This window comes from Bradyrhizobium sp. Mp19 (genome assembly GCF_029952935.1).
GTDB lineage: Bacteria > Pseudomonadota > Alphaproteobacteria > Rhizobiales > Xanthobacteraceae > Bradyrhizobium > Bradyrhizobium elkanii.
Genome location: NZ_JASAUT010000001.1, coordinates 161,681 through 178,568 on the forward strand (window position 1 = coordinate 161,681; position 16,888 = coordinate 178,568).

Genomic DNA, 16,888 nt, shown 5'->3' on the forward strand with positions numbered 1-16,888 from the left:
GTTACTCCGCGGCTTCCACCACCGGCGCGATGCGGCGGGAGTGGCGTGCCTGCTCGTCATAGGCCTTCTGCCAGTCGGACGGACCGTTCGACGGCGAGATCTGCACGGCCGTCACCTTATACTCCGGACAGTTGGTCGCCCAGTCCGAGAAATCGGTCGTAATGACGTTGGCCTGGGTGTCCGGGTGGTGGAAGGTGGTGTAGACCACGCCCGGTGCCACGCGGTCGGTGATCTCGGCGCGTAGCGTCGTCTCGCCGGCGCGGCTCGCCAGCCGCACCCAGTCGCCGTCGCGCACGCCGCGCTGTTCGGCGTCGTGCGGATGGATCTCCAGCCGGTCCTCGGCGTGCCACACCACGTTCTCGGTGCGGCGGGTCTGCGCGCCGACATTGTACTGGCTGAGGATGCGGCCGGTGGTGAGCAGCAGCGGATAGCGCGGGCCGGTGCGTTCGTCGGTCGCGATATATTCGGTGAGGATGAACTTGCCCTTGCCGCGCACGAAGCCGCCGATGTGCATCACCGGGGTGCCTTCCGGCGCCTTTTCGTTGCAGGGCCACTGCACCGAGCCGAGCTCGTCGAGCCTGGCATACGACACGCCCGCGAAGGTCGGCGTCAGCGCGGCGATCTCGTCCATGATCTCGGATGGATGGGTATAGTTCATCTCAAAGCCCATCGCCTTGCCGAGCATGATCGTCACCTCCCAGTCGGCATAGCCGTTGAGCGGCGTCATCACCTTGCGGACGCGCTGGATGCGGCGTTCGGCATTGGTGAAGGTGCCGTCCTTCTCGAGGAAGGTCGAGCCGGGCAGGAAGACGTGGGCGTAGTTCGCGGTCTCGTTCAGGAAGAGATCGTGGACGATCACGCATTCCATCGCCGACAGCGCCGCCACCACGTGCTTGGTGTTGGGGTCGGACTGCAGGATGTCCTCGCCCTGCACGTAGAGCCCCATGAAGCTGCCTTCGATCGCGGCATCGAACATGTTCGGGATGCGCAGGCCCGGCTCGTTGTTGAGCTTGACGTTCCACATCGCCTCGAACTGCTCGCGTACCGCATCGCCGGCGATGTGGCGGTAGCCCGGCAGCTCGTGCGGGAACGAGCCCATGTCGCAGGAGCCCTGCACGTTGTTCTGGCCGCGCAGCGGATTCACGCCGACGCCGGGCCGGCCGATATTGCCGGTTGCCATCGCGAGGTTGGCGATCGCGATCACCGTGGTCGAGCCCTGGCTGTGCTCGGTGACGCCGAGCCCGTAATAGATCGCGCCGTTGCCGCCGGTGGCATAGACCCGGGCCGCCTCGCGCAGCACCTTGGGATCGACGCCGGTCATGATCGCGGTGGCTTCCGGGCTGTGCTTCTCCTGGGCGACGAAAGTGGCCCAGTCCTCGAACTCGCTCCAGTCGCAGCGCTCGCGCACGAAGGCCTCATCGACGAGCCCTTCGGTGACGATGACATGGGCGAGCGCAGTGAGCACGGCGACGTTGGTGCCGGGCATCAGCGGCAGATGCAGCGCCTTCACATGCGGCGATTCCACCATCTCGGTGCGGCGCGGATCGATCACGATCAGCCTGGCGCCCTGGCGCAGCCGCTTCTTCAGCCGCGAGGCGAACACCGGATGGGCGGAAGCCGGATTGGCGCCAATGATCAGCACGACGTCGGTGTCTTCTACCGAGTCGAAATCCTGCGTGCCCGCCGAAGTTCCGAAGGTTTGCGACAGGCCGTAGCCGGTCGGCGAATGGCAGACGCGGGCGCAGGTGTCGACATTGTTGTTGCCGAAGCCGGCGCGGATCAGCTTCTGCACCAGATAGGTTTCTTCATTGGTGCAGCGTGACGAGGTGATGCCGCCGACCGCGTCGCGGCCGTATTTCTGCTGGATGCCCTTGAACTTGGCGGCGGCGAAGTTGAACGCCTCGTCCCACGACACTTCCTGCCAGGGGTCCTCGATCCGCTCGCGGATCATCGGCTTCAGGATGCGCTCCTTGTGGGTGGTGTAACCCCAGGCGAAGCGGCCCTTGACGCAGGAGTGGCCGCGGTTGGCCTTGCCGTCCTTCCACGGCACCATGCGCACCACTTCCTCGCCGCGCATCTCGGCCTTGAAGGCGCAGCCGACGCCGCAATAGGCGCAGGTGGTGACGACCGAGTGTTCGGGCTGGCCGATCTCGATCACGGATTTCTCGGTCAGCGTCGCGGTCGGGCAGGCCTGCACGCAGGCGCCGCAGGACACGCATTCAGAGCCGAGGAAGCTTTCGTTCATGCCGGGCGAGACGCGGCTGTCGAAGCCGCGGCCGGAGATCGTCAGCGCGAAGGTGCCTTGTACTTCCTCGCAGGCGCGGACGCAGCGCGAGCAGACGATGCACTTCGAGGGGTCGTAGGTGAAGTACGGATTGGACTCGTCCTTCGGCATCCAGTTGTCGTTTTCGCAGCCGTGCGATTTGGCGAAGACGTGGTTCTCACCTTCATAGCCGTAGCGCACGTCGCGCAGGCCGACCGCGCCCGCCATGTCCTGCAATTCGCAGTCGCCATTCGCGGCGCAGGTCAGGCAGTCCAGCGGGTGGTCGGAGATGTAGAGCTCCATCACGCCCTTGCGCAGCTTCTTCAGCCGCTCGCTCTGGGTGTGCACGACGAGGCCGGGCATGACCGGCGTCGTGCAGGAGGCGGGCGTGCCGGCGCGGCCCTCGATCTCGACGAGGCAGAGCCGGCAGGAGCCGAAGGCGTCGACCATGTCGGTCGCACAGAGCTTTGGAATCTGGGTGCCGGCTTCCATCGCCGCGCGCATGATCGAGGTGCCTTCGGGCACCGTGATCTGATTGCCGTCGATAGTCAGCGTGACCATCGTCTCGGATTTGGATTTGGGCGTGCCGAAATCGGTTTCCTGGATCAGCGACATCGTGATTTCCTTGCTATTCCGCGGCCTGCAGGTGGGCCGGTGCGGGACCTAGATCTCCGCCGAAATCTTCCCGGAAGTGTTTCAGTGCGCTCATCACGGGGTAGGGCGTGAAGCCGCCGAGTGCGCACAGCGAGCCGAACTTCATGGTGTTGCAGAGGTCTTCGACAACCGCGAGGTTTTCCGCCACGCGTTCGCCATTGATGATCTTGTTGATGGTCTCGACGCCGCGGGTCGAGCCGATCCGGCACGGCGTGCACTTGCCGCAGGATTCGACCGCGCAGAACTCCATCGCAAAGCGGGCCTGCTTCGCCATGTCGACGCTGTCGTCGAACACCACGATCCCGCCATGGCCGATCAGGCCGTCGCGCGCAGCGAACGCCTCATAGTCGAACGGCGTGTCGAACAGCGCGCGGGGGAAGTAGGCCCCGAGCGGGCCGCCGACCTGGACCGCGCGCACCTCGCGCCCGGTGAAGGTGCCGCCGCCGATCTCGTCGACGAGTTCGCCGAGGGTGACGCCGAACGCGGTCTCGAACAGCCCGCCATATTTGATGTTGCCGGCGAGCTGGATCGGCATCGTGCCGCGCGAGCGGCCCATGCCGAAATCGGCGTAGGCCTTGGCGCCGTTGTCGAGGATGAAGGGGATCGCCGCGAACGACAGCACGTTGTTGATCACGCTCGGGCGGCCGAACAGGCCCTTATGCGCCGGCAGCGGCGGCTTGGCCCGCACAATGCCGCGGCGGCCCTCGAGGCTTTCCAGCAGCGAGGTTTCTTCGCCGCAGACATAGGCGCCGGCGCCCACCCGCACCTCGAGATCGAACTCATGGGCGGAGCCGCCGATGCGCTTGCCGAGCAAGCCGGCGCGGCGGGCCGCCACGATCGCCGCGTTCATAGTTTCGACCGCGTGCGGATATTCCGAGCGGATGTAGATGTAGCCCTTGGTGGCGCCTACCGTGATACCTGCGATCGTCATGCCCTCGATCACGACGAAGGGGTCGCCTTCCATGATCATGCGATCGGCGAAGGTGCCGCTGTCGCCTTCGTCGGCGTTGCAGACGATGTATTTGCGGTCGGCGCTGGCCTGCGCCACGGTCTTCCACTTGATGCCGGTGGGGAAGCCGGCGCCGCCGCGGCCGCGCAGACCGGACGTCGTGACGTCGGCGAGGATCTGGTCGGAGGTCAGCGTCAGCGCCCGCTCCAGGCCCTTGTAGCCGCCATGGGCGCGGTAGTCATCGACCGAGCGAGGATCGATCACGCCGCAGCGGGCGAAAGTTAGCCGGGTCTGGCGCTTCAGCCAGGGAATCTCGTCCGTGACACCAAGCCGCAGCGCGTGCTGGCCGCTGCCGGCCATCGCATCGAGCAGGGACGGGACGTCGGCCGGGCTGATCGGGCCGAACGCGACACGGCCTTGGGCGGTCGCCAGTTCGACCATCGGCTCCAGCCAATAGAGGCCGCGCGAACCGGTTCTGACGATCTCGATCGGCATGCCGCGTCCTGCTGCGGCCTGCTCGAAGGCGCGGGCGACATCGTCGGCGCCGACCGCAACCGCGCCGGCGTCGCGGGGAATGAAGATTCGCATCGTCATCGCTGTGCCTCCGCGACCAGCGCGTCGATCCGCGCTTCATCGAGTCGGCCGACCAAACGGCCATCCAGCATTGCCGAGGGCGCGGTGGCGCACAGCCCGAGGCAGTAGATCGGCTCCAGCGTCACGCGGTCATCCGCCGTGGTATGCCCCAGGGCAATGCCGAGCCTGGCCTCCGCGCGCGCCGCCAGCGCGTCGCCGCCGGCGGCCTGGCAGGCCTCGGCGCGGCACAGCTTGAGGACGTGGCGTCCGGCAGGCTGCTTCCGGAAATCATGGTAGAAGGTGAAGACGCCGTGCACCTCGGCGCGCGACAAATTGAGCGCCTCCGCCACCATTGGGATCGCCGGCTCGGGCACATAGCCGAAGGCTTCCTGCAGCGCGTGCAGGATCACCAGCGTCGCGCCTTCAAGCCCGGCATGCTCGGCGATGATTTCAGCGCCGCGCGCCTTGTCCCAAGGTTCGTATCCCACCGTCATCAGCGCTTCTCACGATCAGTTTTTTGCTTCGCACATGAGAGTTGGAATCCTTCGAAACATCAATAAAGCTGTCTCATGCGGCGATTGCGAAACGCGATTAATAGCGCTGTCGAATGGATCGATCCGGGATCGCAATAATGTTCTGGAATCACGCACTTCCGGGGCGCTTTGGATTTCGGGATCGCACCCGGATCGTGCTACCTATGGACGTGTTGGGCTGCCGCTTGGGGCGCCGTTTTCCGAAGGGATTTGAACCTTGATCGACAAGCTGGAACTTCTGCTGGCGCTGGCCAAGGAGCGGCATTTCGGCCGGGCCGCGGAGGCGTGCGGCGTCACCCAGCCGACGATGTCGACCAGTCTCAAGCAGCTCGAGGAAATCCTCGGCGTCATGCTGGTGCAGCGCGGATCCCGCTTCCAGGGCTTCACGCCGGAAGGGGAGCGGACGCTGGACTGGGCGCGGCGCATCGTCGGCGATGCGCGCGCGATGAAGCAGGAGATCAACAGCCTCAAGGACAAGCTGTCGGGCGAGATCCGGATCGCGGCGATTCCGACCGCGCTCGGCATGGTGGCCTCGCTGACCACGCCGTTCCGGGCGCGCCATCCCGATGTGCGTTTCCGGATCCAGTCGTGCACCTCGGCCGACGTGCTCGGTCTGCTCGAGAATCTCGAGGTCGATGCCGGGCTGACCTATATCGAGAACGAGCCGATCGGCAAGGTCCGCACCATCCCGCTCTACAATGAGAGCTATCGCCTGCTGACGGCGCCGGATGCGATGTTCGGCGACCGCAAGCAGGTGACGTGGAAGGAAGTCGGCACCGTGCCGCTGTGCCTGCTCACGCCCGACATGCAGAACCGCCGCATCATCGATCGCGCGCTGACCTCGGTCGGCGCGGAGGCGACGCCGACACTGACATCGAACTCGCTGCTCGTGCTCTACACCCATGTGAAGACCGGCCGCTGGGCCAGCGTGATGCCGGCCAAGCTCGCCGAGACGCTCGGTCTTGCGGATGCCGTGCGCAGCATTCCAATCATCGATCCGGTCGTGGACTACAGCATTGGCCTCGTGATCCCGCAGCGCGATCCGATGACGCCGCTGATCGCAGCCTTGGTGCAGGTCGCACGCGAGGTCGCGCCGACGCTGGAGAGCGCGTAGCTCCCGGCACTCTCTCGCGGCCGTTCCGCCACGGTTCCGGCACAGCCGCGACCACGCGTTGTGTGGTTGCGTTGAAGCAAGTCCTGGTGTTCAGCCGGCCGACAATCTTCGCTTGCTCGCAGCAAAGATGGAACTCAGCGCCGGCTCGGCGGTTGCATTGCGGCGTCCCGGTCAGCGAGCAGGAGCTGCTTTGAATCGTCGCCAGTTACTCCACGGATCGGCCGTATTGCCGACACTCATGTTCTTGCCACAGCGCCAGGCCGCCGCCGCAGCGAGCGCGACGGACGCACCCTTCAACCCCGCCATGGTCAGGGAGCTTGCGCGCAATCTCGCCAGCAAGTCGTTCGAGGCGCCGGACGAGAAGTTGCCGAACGGCCTGACGGACCTGAACTACGACCAGTACCGCACGATCCGCTTCACGTCCGAGCGCGGGCTGTGGCGCGGCGCGAAGCTGCCGTTCGAAGCGCAGTTCTTCCACCGCGGCTTCTTCTACAAGAACAAGGTCAATATCTTCGAGGTCGCCGACGGCAAGGTCAGCGAAGTCAAGTACAGCAAGGACATGTTTTCGTTCGGCGAGACCGTGCCTGACTTCACCGAGACCGACCTCGGCTTTGCCGGATTTCGGATCCACGCGCCGATCAACAAGCGGGACTATTACGACGAGGTCTGCGTCTTCCTCGGCGCGAGCTATTTTCGCGCCGTCGCCAAGGACGAGACCTACGGCCTGTCGGCGCGCGGCCTGTCGATCGATACCGGCGAGGCCAAGGGCGAGGAGTTTCCGTTCTTCAAGGCGTTCTGGCTTGAGCGCCCGGTGCCCAACGCGACCTCGCTGGTCATTCACGCCTTGCTCGACAGCAAGAGCTGCGCGGCGAGCTATCGGTTCACGATCAGGCCTGGAGCGACCACGGTGTTCGATGTCGAGGCATCGCTCTATCCGCGCGCCGATCTCGAGCATGTCGGCCTTGCGCCGATGACGAGCATGTTCTTCTTCGGACCCAACGATCGCAACGAGGTCGACGACTTCAGGCCGTCCGTGCACGATTCCGACGGGCTTGCGATCTATAACGGCAAGGGGGAGAGCCTGTGGCGCCCGCTGAGCAATCCGCGCGACCTCCAGATCAGCACGTTCCAGGACGTCAATCCGCATGGCTTCGGGCTGATGCAGCGCGAGAAGAATTTCTTCGCCTATCAGGACATCGAATCGCGCTTCGAGAAGCGTCCGAGCCTGTGGGTCGAGCCGATCGGCGACTGGGGCGAGGGCGCGGTCATCCTGTTCGAGATCCCGACCAAGGAAGAGATCCACGACAACATCGCCGCGTTCTGGCGGCCGAAGGCGCCGCCCAAGGCCAAGAGCGAGACCAATTTCACCTATCGCCTGCATTGGGGGCCGGATGCGCCGAAGCCGCATTCGCTCGCGCGCTTCACGCGCAGCGGCATCGGCGCGCATGGCGAGAACAGCAAGCTGTTCGTGCTCGACCTGTTCGGGGACAATCTGAAGGGGATCGATCTCAATAGCGTCAAGGGCGTCGTGACGGCCGAGAAGTCCGAGATCACGAATGTCGTCACGCAGCCAAATCCGAATACCGGCGGATGGCGGCTCAGCTTCCAATGCGCCGTCAAGAAGGACCCGATCGAGTTGCGTGCGCATCTGGCGCAAGATGACAAGCCGCTCTCCGAGATCTGGGTCTATCGATGGGCGCCATAGTCACGTCGCCTCAGTCCGACGTCGCCGCGGCGGCGGACGGCTTCCTGCCACAAGAGAGCCCGCTTGCGATGTCGGCGGCCGACCTCGGCCGGCCGCCGCACGCGGTGGGCAAGCCGGTCTCGGTCGGTGCGGGCATGTTGATGCGCCGCGCGTTCATCCTGGTGCTGACGGCGGCGCTGACCGGTGCCGGTGCCTACGAGATGTACATGGTGGTCCAGGTCGGCGGCGTGACGATCATGGAAGGCATGGTGCTGGTGCTGTTCGTCGCGCTGCTCGCCTGGATCGCGTTTTCGTTCGCTTCGGCGCTCGCCGGCTTCTTCGCTCTGCTTCGGCGCAACGGCAACGCCCTGCCGATCCGCGACGATGGTCCGTTGCCGCAGCTCGCGAGCCGGACCGCGGTGCTGCTCCCGACCTACAACGAGAATCCGCATCAATTGATGGCGCGCCTGCACGCCATCTACGAGTCCGTCGAGGCGACCGGGCAGGGCGACAGCTTCGACTGGTTCGTGCTCAGCGACACCCGCGATCCCGATATCTGGATCGCCGAGGAACGGGCGTTCCTCGAACTGTGCGAGACCTGCGGCGCGCAGCGGCTGTTCTACCGGCATCGCGCCGACAATACGGCGCGCAAGTCCGGCAATGTCGGCGAGTGGATCACGCGGTTCGGCGGCGCCTACCGGTTCATGATCGTGCTCGACGCCGACAGCCTGATGTCGGGCGACACCATGGTGCGGATGGTGCACGCGATGGAGTCCAATCCGCAGGCGGCGCTGCTGCAGACGCTGCCGGTCATCGTCAACGCGCGCAGCCTGTTCAGCCGCCTGCAACAGTTTGCCGGCCGGCTCTACGGACCGATGGTCGCCGCCGGCGTTGCGTGGTGGCACGGCTCCGAGGGCAATTACTGGGGGCACAATGCCATCATCAGGATCGAGGCATTTGCGCAGCAGGCGGGCCTGCCCGAGCTCTCCGGACGCAAGCCGTTCGGCGGACATATCCTGAGCCACGACTTTGTCGAGGCGGCGCTGATGCGGCGCGCCGGCTGGGGCATCTACATGGCGCCGATGCTCGGCGGCAGTTTTGAGGAGGTGCCGCCGTCGCTGTTGGATTTTGCCGCGCGCGACCGGCGCTGGTGCCAGGGCAATCTGCAGCATCTCGCCGTGCTGAGGACGCGCCGGCTGCACTGGATCTCGCGGCTGCATTTCATGACCGGGATCGGCTCCTACATCACCGCGCCGCTCTGGCTGTCGTTCCTGCTGCTCGGAATCCTGATCTCGTTGCAGGCGCGCTTCATTCGCCCCGAATATTTTCCGAAGGGTTTTTCGCTGTTCCCTAACTGGCCGGCGCAGGACCCGGTGCTCGCGGCCTGGGTGTTCGGCCTCACGATGGCGCTGCTGATCGTGCCGAAGCTGCTCGGTTTCCTCCTGTTGCTGACACGGTCGGACGTGCGCCGGCAATTCGGCGGCGGCTTCCGGGCGTTGACGGGCGTGCTCGCCGAGGTGCTGATCTCGGCGATGATCGCGCCGGTCATGATGGTGTTCCAGTCGATCGCCGTCGTCGAGATCCTGCTCGGCCGGGACGCCGGCTGGCAGACACAGCGGCGCGACGACGGCGCGGTCGAGCGGCGGGAGCTCTATCGGAAGTACGGCGTTCCCACCGCCTGCGGTGTCGCGATGGCGATCAGCGCCTGGGCGGTGTCGCTGCCGCTGCTGCTGTGGATGTCGCCGGTGATCATCGGCCTGTTGTTTGCGATCCCGATCGGCGCCTGGACCGCCAGGCCCGCGATGCACGCGCTGTTCGTGACGCCGGAGGAGGTGAAACCGCCGCGCGTGCTGGTCCGCGCCAATGAGCTGGCGGCGTCGCCGGCACACGCATCGGCCCCTGCGCTCGCGACGTTGCGGCAGGATTCCGACCTGCTGCATCGCCATCTCTCGTCGCTGCCGCCGGCGCGGCGCGGCGGTCCGGGCGAGATCGATCTTCACCTCGCGGTGGCGCGGGCGCGGATCGAGGCAAGCGACAGCTTCGACCAGGCAGTCCGCCATCTCACGCCTCGCGAGACGCTGGCCGTGCTCGGTGATGCCGCTCTGCTGGAAGGAGTGCTGGCGAAGTAGCGTGGGGCGTCAGGCCGCTTCCGGCAGCTTCGTCTGCAGGGACCGCGGATCGCGCGGCAGCGTGACGCGCACGACGGTGCCGACGCCGAGCCTGGAGCGCAGCCGCATCGAGCCGCCGTGCAGATTGGTGAGCGAGCGCGCGATCGCAAGTCCGAGGCCGGAGCCCTGGTAGCTCTTGGTGAGCTGGCTCTCGACCTGCTCGAACGGCTTGCCGAGCCGGCGCAGCGATTCCGGCGCGATGCCGATGCCGCTGTCGGCGATCAACAGCACGATCGAGTCGTCCAGCATCTGGCCGCGCACCAGCACGCGGCCGTGGTCGGGCGTGAACTTCACCGCATTGGAGAGCAGGTTGACGATGATCTGCTTGACCGCGCGGCGGTCGGCGACGACCGAGATCGTGCTTTCGATATCCGATTCCAGCGACAATCCCTTGTGCTCGGCGCGGCCGGAGACCACCCGCAGCGACTCCGCGAGGATGCCGGAGAGGTCGAGCGGCTCCATGTCGAACTTCATGCGGCCGGCCTCGATCTTCGACATGTCGAGAATGTCGTTGATGACCTCGAGCAGGTATTTCCCCGATGTCAGGATGTCGTGGCAGTACTCCGCGTACTTGTCCGAGCCGAGCGTGCCGAACAGGCCGCTGCCCATGATCTCGGAGAAGCCGATGATGGCGTTGAGCGGCGTGCGCAGCTCATGGCTCATATTGGCGAGGAATTTCGACTTCGCGGCGTTGGCGTCCTCGGCGCGGGTCTTTTCCTGCGAGTATTTTTCGGCGAGGTCGGCGAGCTCGACGGCCTGCCGTTCGAGCTCGGCTTGCGAGCGCTGCAGGTCGATCACGGTGGCGCGCAGGCGCAGATCGTTGTCGACCAGCTTCTGCTCGTGCGCCTTGATGCGGGTGATGTCGGTGCCGACGGAGACGTAGCCGCCGTCCTTGGTGCGGCGCTCGCTGATGTGCAGCCAGCTGCCGTCGTCGAGCTGGGCCTCGAAGGTGCGGGCGCCGGGCGCCGGCACGCCGCTCTCGTGCAGGCGGGTGCGCACCTCGGGCATGCTGCCGACCTCGATCACGGTCTCGTAGGAGGTGCCGGGGCTGACGGCGGAATCGGGCAGCTTGTGCAGCCGCTGGAAGTGCGAGTTGCAGAGCACGAGGCGGTCGTCGGCATCCCAGAGCACGAAAGCCTCGGGAATGGTCTCGATCGCATCGCGCAGCCTGAGATCGGCTTCCACCGACTTCTCGGCGAGGCTCTTCTGCTCGGTGATGTCGACCGCGATGCCGATCAGATGCAGGCCGCCGTCGGCGGCGGCGTGGCTGAGCTCGCAGCGCACCCGCAGCCAGATCCAGTGGCCGCCGACATGGCGCATGCGGAAGCTCTGGTCGATGTGATCGATCTTGCCCGAGATCAGCTGGTCGGCGATGTCGAACAGGTTGATGTCGTCCGAATTCACCAGCGCGTTGACCTCGCCGAAGGTGAGGAGGTCGTTGCGGGTGTCGAGGCCGAGCAGGGTGAACATCGACTGCGACCAGAAGATCCGGCCGCGCGACAGGTCCCAGTCCCACAATCCGCAGCGGCCGCGGTTGAGCGCGGTGTCGATGCGGCCGCGCACGGCGTCGTTGATCAGGTCGCCCTCGCGGGCGCGGGTCGATTGCCAGTGGAACGCGAAGCCGAGGATAAGCACCACGAAGCTCGTGGTCGCCGACAGCGTCACCGAGAGCGCAGCGTCCGATCCCCAGATCGGCTCGTTCATCTCCTGGATCACGACGACCTGGCCGGGCAGCGACTTGACGAGCTGCGAGATCGCCAGCGCGCCGGTGCCGCCGGGCAGCGTCATGTCGCTGACCGTGCCCTGCTGGCCGGGCGCGACGAGCAGCTGCGCGGTGGAGACGATGTCGAGGATGCGGTCGTTCTCGCCGGCGCCATCGACCGGCACGCGCGCCAGCACGCGGTGATCGGCGCTGGTGATGATGACGTGGCGGCCGTAGGCGATGCCCCAGGACGGGATCAGGTCCGGCAGCAGTTCCTGCATCCGCTCGATGTTGGCGAGCCGGTCGCGCCGCACCGAGGTCAGGCGATCGAGACGTTCGGCGAGGATGTCGGAGAGCGCGGCAAGGTCGCGCTTCATCGCGCCGCGCTTCTGCCGGTTCTGGTCGATCACCTGGACGAAGGCGCCGAGGCAGATCGTGATGAGGAAGGCGATGATGAGGGTAGGGACAGCGCGGCGCAGTGCAGGCTCGGCCGTCAAGAGCCTGTGATAGGCCGGTTTCGCGATCGACTGCGCCAATCCCTTGATCGAATCGGATTGGACGCACGCGTTCGCTGCATGCGCGCGCGCCATGCCTTAGACCCCCGCTCTAAGCTGATTTTTTACCCGGTTCGGATGCTCCCCACGATGCATCCGAATCATGATCATTTGAATCCAGATTTCCGGGACTGTCGAGAGTCAACGATTCGTTAATGCGAAATAATTCTTGTCCAAAACAGAATCAGGCGGCGCAAAGTGAGTCCGAAACAGGAACGGCTCCGTAGAATTACGCGCGCGTCGGCTCGGCGTGACTGATCACACGCTTCACGGTGGGGAACGCACGACGCAGTTTGCGTTCGATCTCGTCGACGCTTTCGTGCACCTTGATCACACTCATCGAAGGCCGGGCGCGGCAATGGAAGTTGACGATCTCGCCGGCGTCGGTGTTACGGACCCGCACATTGTGGATGTCATGGATCGCGCCGCCATCGGCAAAGCCGGTCAGCGCCGCCTTGATGGCCTCGACGCGATCGGGCGCGGCGTTGGTTCCCCACGGCAGTTCCGGCTCGAGCGGCTCGATATGGGTGTCGACCTCGACGTCCTCGCCAAAGTCCTCGCGGATCGCGCGCTCGAGCTCGTGGGCGATGTCGTGCGCCGCGTCCAGCGCCATGTCGCCGTCGACCTCGAGGTCGATGCCGACGATCAGCTTGCCGCCGATATCGTGCACCGTGACGTGGTGGATGGCGAGGCCGGAATTGCGCGCGATCACCATGATGCGTTCGCGCACGCTCTCATTGTCGCGCGCCACCGGCACCGCGGTGAAGGTGAGGTCGGCGTCGCCGAACGTCTTGGTCACCGCCGCCTGCGCCCTGCGCTTGATGTCCTCGACGCGGTCGATCGGGTAGGTGCGCGGCACCTTGGCGATGGCATCGATGAAATGCGTGGCGCCGACCATGCGGACGCGCAACCGGTCGACATCGACCACCCCCGGCACGGCCTTGATAGCGGCGGTGGCCTTTTCCAGCGCGCCTTCGGGCGCGCGGTCGAGCAAAGTCTCGACCGTCTCCCGCGCCATGCGCAGGCCGAGCAGGGCGATCATCACCGCGACCGCGATCGCCGCCGCGGCATCGCCCCACCAGAAGCCGAAGCCGGCCAGCACCAGGCCGACGATGACGGCGGTCGAGCCCATCACGTCGGAGGCGAAATGCAGCGCGTCGGCGGCCAGCGCCTGGCTCTTGGTGTCGCGCGCGGCGCGGTGCAGCGCGCGGGCCCGCCACAGATTGACGCCGATATCGATGACCAGAACGACAAAGGGAATGGCCGATATCGACGGCGGCGGCGCGCCCTCGCGCAGATGGCTGTAGGCCTGGACCAGGATGCCGCCGGCCAGCACATAGAGCAGCGCGATGATGCCGAGCGCCGAGACGCTCTCGAACTTGCCGTGGCCGTAATGATGCTCGGCATCGGCCGGCTGGTCGGACACCCGCACCACCGCCCAGGTGATGATGGTGGCGACCAGGTCGATCGACGAGTGCAGCGCCTCGGAGATCAGCGCCAGCGATCCGATCGCGATGCCGACGACGAACTTCGCCACCGCCATGCTGCCGCTGGCGAGGATCGAGATCGCGGCGACGGATGTCTTGGTGGAGGGTGCGCTGGTCTTTGAAGAGCTCATGGGCGGCGGTGTAGCAGGGAGTTGGTGAACATCAAGTGTCATTCGCCACGCGCAATCGCCACTCAGTTGCAATTGCATCCTTGCGCCAAAATCATGCCGTCGTCCTGGCGAAAGCCATGACCCATAACCACAGGGTTGTGTTGTTGAAGTGCTGGTGCAATTGCATCGCCTCATGACTCGCATTCGGGGTAATGGGTCCTGGCTTTCGCCAGGACGACACTGGATGTGTTGCGCAGCGAAACACATCAGTTGTTTCCGCGCGGTAACGTGAAGTTTCGCTTCGCTCTACCCATCCTACGGACCCGCCGGGTTGTTATCCGAAGCCGGCACTTGCTATTTAAAGACCAATTGGTCTATATATCGGCAATGAGCCGCCAAACCGCCACGCAGTCGCCCCGTGGGCGCCCGCGAAGCTTCGACATGGAGGCCGCGGTCGAGCGCGCCATGAATGTGTTTTGGTCGCGCGGCTATCACGCCACGGCGCTGCCGGACCTGCTGCGTGCGACGAAGCTCTCGCGAGGCAGCCTTTACGCCGCTTTCGGCGACAAGCACTCGCTGTTCCTGCGCGCGCTCGATCGCTACATTGCCGATGCCCTGACGCGGATGGATGATGAACTCGACCCCCGCAGAGATCCGGTCGACGGCCTGCGAGCCTACCTTGCCGGCTACGTTGAACGCGCGTGCGGTGCCAATGGCCGGCGCGGCTGCCTGTTGGTGGCGACGGCGATGGAACTGGCTGGCCAGGATGCCGAGGTTGGCCGTCGCTTCGCGAGCTTCTTCAAGATCATGGAGGCCAGGGTGGCGGACGCATTTTCCCGTGCGGAGACCGCGGGCAGATTGGCCGCTGGCGTCGAGCCTTCGAGTGCCGCCCGAATTCTGATCTGTTTCCTTTGGGGGCTGCGCGTGGTCGCCAAAACGGCGCCGGCGCGCACCACGTCGCAAGCCACTGCCGACGCGCTGCTCGATCGCTTCATCAAATAAGCAACTGTTGGAATGACCCTTGATGTCCTCTGGACGTCTGTGCGATCGGCGCGCCGATATATGGACCGATCGGTCTTGAAAGGAAAGATGCGATGTCTGCGATCCAGATCGTCTGCGCGGTGGCCGTTCCCTTGCTCTGGGGTTATCAGTTCGTGGTCATCAAGGTCGGCGTCACCGAGTTTCCGCCGCTGTTCTTCCTCGCGCTGCGCTTCCTGGCCATCGCGCTGCTGCTTGTTCCGTTCGTCAGAAGGCCGACACGCCAACAGTTCGGCCCTGTCGCGGCTATTTCGGTCTTCCTTGGCGGACTGAACTTCGGCCTGTTCTATGTCGGCCTTGGGCTCGGCTCGGGAAGCATGTCGGCCGTCGCCTATCAACTTGCGCCGCCCTTCACCGTGCTGCTCGCCTGGCCGCTGCTCGCGGAGCGGCCGTCGCTCATCACATCCGCCGGCGTGGTACTGGCGTTCGTCGGCGTGGTGGTGCTGGCGGCGGGGCCGGGGCTGTCGGCCAACGTGCTTCCGCTGCTGCTCGTGGTTGCCGCTGCCTTCGCATTCGCGGTGTCCACCGTCCTGACGAAACGCTATGGCCCGTTCGATCCGCTGATGTTGATGGGGTGGTCGTCGCTGCTCACGGTGCCGCAGGTGATGCTGATGTCGCTGTTGCTGGAATACGGACAGCTGGCGAGCCTTGGCACTGCGGATCAACGGGGCTGGCTGGCGCTCGCCTACACCGTCTTCATCGGTGGCATTGTCGGGTTCGGCCTGTGGTTCTGGCTGATCGCCCGCTGCTCCATGGCCCGCGTCGCGCCGTTCGGGCTGCTGCTGCCGGTGTTCGCGCTGATCTCGAGCGTGATGTTCCTTGGCGACCAGGTGACGCCGAAACTGGTTGTCGGCGGACTGCTCGCGATCTCCGGCGTCGCCATCACGCAGGTGAGACCGAGCACGTAGGGCGGATCAACGCGGTAGCTGTAGGATGGGTAGAGCGAAGCGAAACCCATCATCTCGCTGCACGGATACATCGATGGGTTTCGCTTCGCTCTGCCCATCCTACGCAGCTGTGCGCGCCGAGTACAGCGTCACCACGATCTTGCCGAGGTGACTGTTGCTTCCGTGTGTTCGGACGGCTTGCCGATGTCGGCGAATTTGTAGATTTGGTCGATCGGCAGATGCAGCTTGCGCGCCTCGACCGCGGGCCAGATGTCCTTGCGCACCTTGCCGAAGATCGCGCGGATCTCCCTGATCGAACGGGTGCGGAAGGTGACGCCGATATGCTGGTCATGCGCTGTCGAAGACAGCTCCATTCAGTCATTTTGCTGACGCATTCTCTGTCTTAGTCGGGCGAGAAACTGAAAACGCTGTGTGAGAACCGCCTGGTTCTCATAACGGTTCCGTCGCCGGAATTGGCACGAATCCGCAAGGAATTGGCACGAGTTAGCGCCTCCGCGTTCGCTTGACCATGTTTTGCGGCATCGGGAACCGGAAGATCGAAGAAAATCAATCAAGGAGTTATGATGCTGTTCGGCTCGAGCGCCGCGATTTGCGGCGCCCTGGTTGCGCTCGCCTTTTCTGGCACCGCTGCTCGAAGTGAAATCGCTGCGGTTCATTCAAGCGCCGTCGTCAATGCCGCGTGTGGGGATGCAATCGTTGGCGCGGCATCCATGTACAATCCGTTCAAGCCCGGCAAGGAGGAGGGCGGTCCGAGCACAGCCTCCGGCGAGCGCTATGATCACTCGGTCTGGGCGGCCGCCATCAAGACGAGTTTGCGTCGGAAGTTTGGTGGGGTCCAATTTGGCGAGAGGCCGAAATATGCCCTCGTCGAGGCTGTCGGCAAGAAGGTCATCGTGAAGATCAATGACGTGGGGCCGCTACGGCCTGGCCGCATCATCGACCTTAATGAGCGGACGATGCGCTATTTCGATCCAAGCCTGGAGCTCGGAGTCATTGGTGGCGTCAAGGTCAGCCCGCTTGCGGGAGACTACTGGATTCCCGGACCGGTCGGCTGAACACCGCACGCGAAAGAGCCAGGGCGTGGCACGTAGCCAGCGCGGATCAATCCACCGGATCCGCGCGAAGCGCGGCCCGATGACAGGCTCCGGCAT

The 16,888-nt window shown here is 65.2% G+C and carries 11 protein-coding genes and 1 pseudogene; 6 read left to right on the forward strand and 6 right to left on the reverse strand.

The genetic code is table 11. The features are described from left to right. Position 1 precedes the first annotated feature (1 nt). From fdhF to QJT82_RS00745, 3 genes are read right to left on the reverse strand one after another with little or no spacing between them, the layout of a single operon-like run. The gene (fdhF, locus tag QJT82_RS00735) at positions 2-2,878 is read right to left on the reverse strand and encodes a formate dehydrogenase subunit alpha (protein ID WP_028345257.1); all 2,877 of its coding nucleotides are present in this window, start codon (positions 2,876-2,878) and stop codon (positions 2-4) included. Between the two features lie 13 nt (positions 2,879-2,891). Further along, positions 2,892-4,460, reverse strand: coding sequence for an NADH-quinone oxidoreductase subunit NuoF (locus QJT82_RS00740; protein ID WP_028345256.1), 1,569 nt, complete (start codon positions 4,458-4,460; stop codon positions 2,892-2,894). Further along, complete coding sequence (locus QJT82_RS00745) at positions 4,457-4,933, reverse strand: formate dehydrogenase subunit gamma (RefSeq protein WP_028345255.1); 477 nt, start codon at positions 4,931-4,933, stop codon at positions 4,457-4,459. Before QJT82_RS00745 ends, QJT82_RS00740 begins: the two co-directional genes overlap by 4 nt. Positions 4,934-5,189: 256 nt before the next feature. On the opposite strand from QJT82_RS00745, the gene QJT82_RS00750 reads away from it, so the two are divergent. From QJT82_RS00750 to mdoH, 3 genes are all read left to right on the forward strand, one after another. After that, positions 5,190-6,086 (forward strand): LysR family transcriptional regulator, encoded by an 897-nt coding sequence (locus QJT82_RS00750; protein ID WP_028345254.1) that lies wholly within the window; start codon positions 5,190-5,192, stop codon positions 6,084-6,086. Between the two features lie 238 nt (positions 6,087-6,324). Continuing rightward, positions 6,325-7,791 carry a glucan biosynthesis protein G gene (locus tag QJT82_RS00755; protein WP_035634297.1) on the forward strand — a complete coding sequence of 489 codons (1,467 nt, stop codon included), beginning with the start codon at positions 6,325-6,327 and terminating at the stop codon, positions 7,789-7,791. Next, positions 7,779-9,899 (forward strand): glucans biosynthesis glucosyltransferase MdoH, encoded by a 2,121-nt coding sequence (gene mdoH / locus QJT82_RS00760; protein WP_028345252.1) that lies wholly within the window; start codon positions 7,779-7,781, stop codon positions 9,897-9,899. Before QJT82_RS00755 ends, mdoH begins: the two co-directional genes overlap by 13 nt. A gap of 9 nt (positions 9,900-9,908) precedes the next feature. On the opposite strand, the gene QJT82_RS00765 is transcribed toward mdoH, so the two are convergent. Next, complete coding sequence (locus QJT82_RS00765; RefSeq protein ID WP_028345251.1) at positions 9,909-12,230, reverse strand: PAS domain-containing sensor histidine kinase; 2,322 nt, start codon at positions 12,228-12,230, stop codon at positions 9,909-9,911. Positions 12,231-12,423: 193 nt separating this feature from the next. Beyond that, a complete protein-coding gene (locus QJT82_RS00770; protein ID WP_028345250.1) occupies positions 12,424-13,812 on the reverse strand; it encodes a cation-efflux pump in 1,389 nt (462 codons plus the stop codon). Between the two features lie 420 nt (positions 13,813-14,232). Between QJT82_RS00770 and QJT82_RS00775 the strand changes: the two genes are divergently transcribed. Together QJT82_RS00775 and QJT82_RS00780 are read left to right on the forward strand one after the other, a co-directional pair. Continuing rightward, positions 14,233-14,793, forward strand: a complete 561-nt coding sequence (locus tag QJT82_RS00775) for a TetR/AcrR family transcriptional regulator (protein WP_245288962.1) — start codon at positions 14,233-14,235, stop codon at positions 14,791-14,793. 92 nt (positions 14,794-14,885) lie between these two features. Next, complete coding sequence (locus QJT82_RS00780; protein WP_028345248.1) at positions 14,886-15,737, forward strand: EamA family transporter; 852 nt, start codon at positions 14,886-14,888, stop codon at positions 15,735-15,737. 99 nt (positions 15,738-15,836) lie between these two features. Here QJT82_RS00780 and QJT82_RS00785 read toward each other — a convergent pair. Then, positions 15,837-16,060: pseudogene (locus QJT82_RS00785) on the reverse strand (quinone oxidoreductase); the annotation flags it as partial. A gap of 237 nt (positions 16,061-16,297) precedes the next feature. Here QJT82_RS00785 and QJT82_RS00790 point away from each other — a divergent pair. Further along, complete coding sequence (locus QJT82_RS00790; protein ID WP_028345246.1) at positions 16,298-16,792, forward strand: septal ring lytic transglycosylase RlpA family protein; 495 nt, start codon at positions 16,298-16,300, stop codon at positions 16,790-16,792. Positions 16,793-16,888 lie beyond the last annotated feature (96 nt).

Excerpts from the sequence above, each read along its gene's own strand:
- QJT82_RS00780 (WP_028345248.1), top strand. The coding sequence starts at position 14,886 with ATGTCTGCGATCCAGATCGTCTGCGCGGTGGCCGTTCCCTTGCTCTGG.
- QJT82_RS00775 (WP_245288962.1), top strand. The coding sequence starts at position 14,233 with ATGGAGGCCGCGGTCGAGCGCGCCATGAATGTGTTTTGGTCGCGCGGC.
- QJT82_RS00790 (WP_028345246.1), top strand. The coding sequence starts at position 16,298 with ATGATGCTGTTCGGCTCGAGCGCCGCGATTTGCGGCGCCCTGGTTGCG.
- QJT82_RS00745 (WP_028345255.1), bottom strand. The coding sequence starts at position 4,933 with ATGACGGTGGGATACGAACCTTGGGACAAGGCGCGCGGCGCTGAAATC.
- QJT82_RS00770 (WP_028345250.1), bottom strand. The coding sequence starts at position 13,812 with ATGAGCTCTTCAAAGACCAGCGCACCCTCCACCAAGACATCCGTCGCC.
- QJT82_RS00765 (WP_028345251.1), bottom strand. The coding sequence starts at position 12,230 with ATGGCGCGCGCGCATGCAGCGAACGCGTGCGTCCAATCCGATTCGATC.
- QJT82_RS00755 (WP_035634297.1), top strand. The coding sequence starts at position 6,325 with ATGTTCTTGCCACAGCGCCAGGCCGCCGCCGCAGCGAGCGCGACGGAC.
- QJT82_RS00740 (WP_028345256.1), bottom strand. The coding sequence starts at position 4,460 with ATGACGATGCGAATCTTCATTCCCCGCGACGCCGGCGCGGTTGCGGTC.
- fdhF (WP_028345257.1), bottom strand. The coding sequence starts at position 2,878 with ATGTCGCTGATCCAGGAAACCGATTTCGGCACGCCCAAATCCAAATCC.
- mdoH (WP_028345252.1), top strand. The coding sequence starts at position 7,779 with ATGGGCGCCATAGTCACGTCGCCTCAGTCCGACGTCGCCGCGGCGGCG.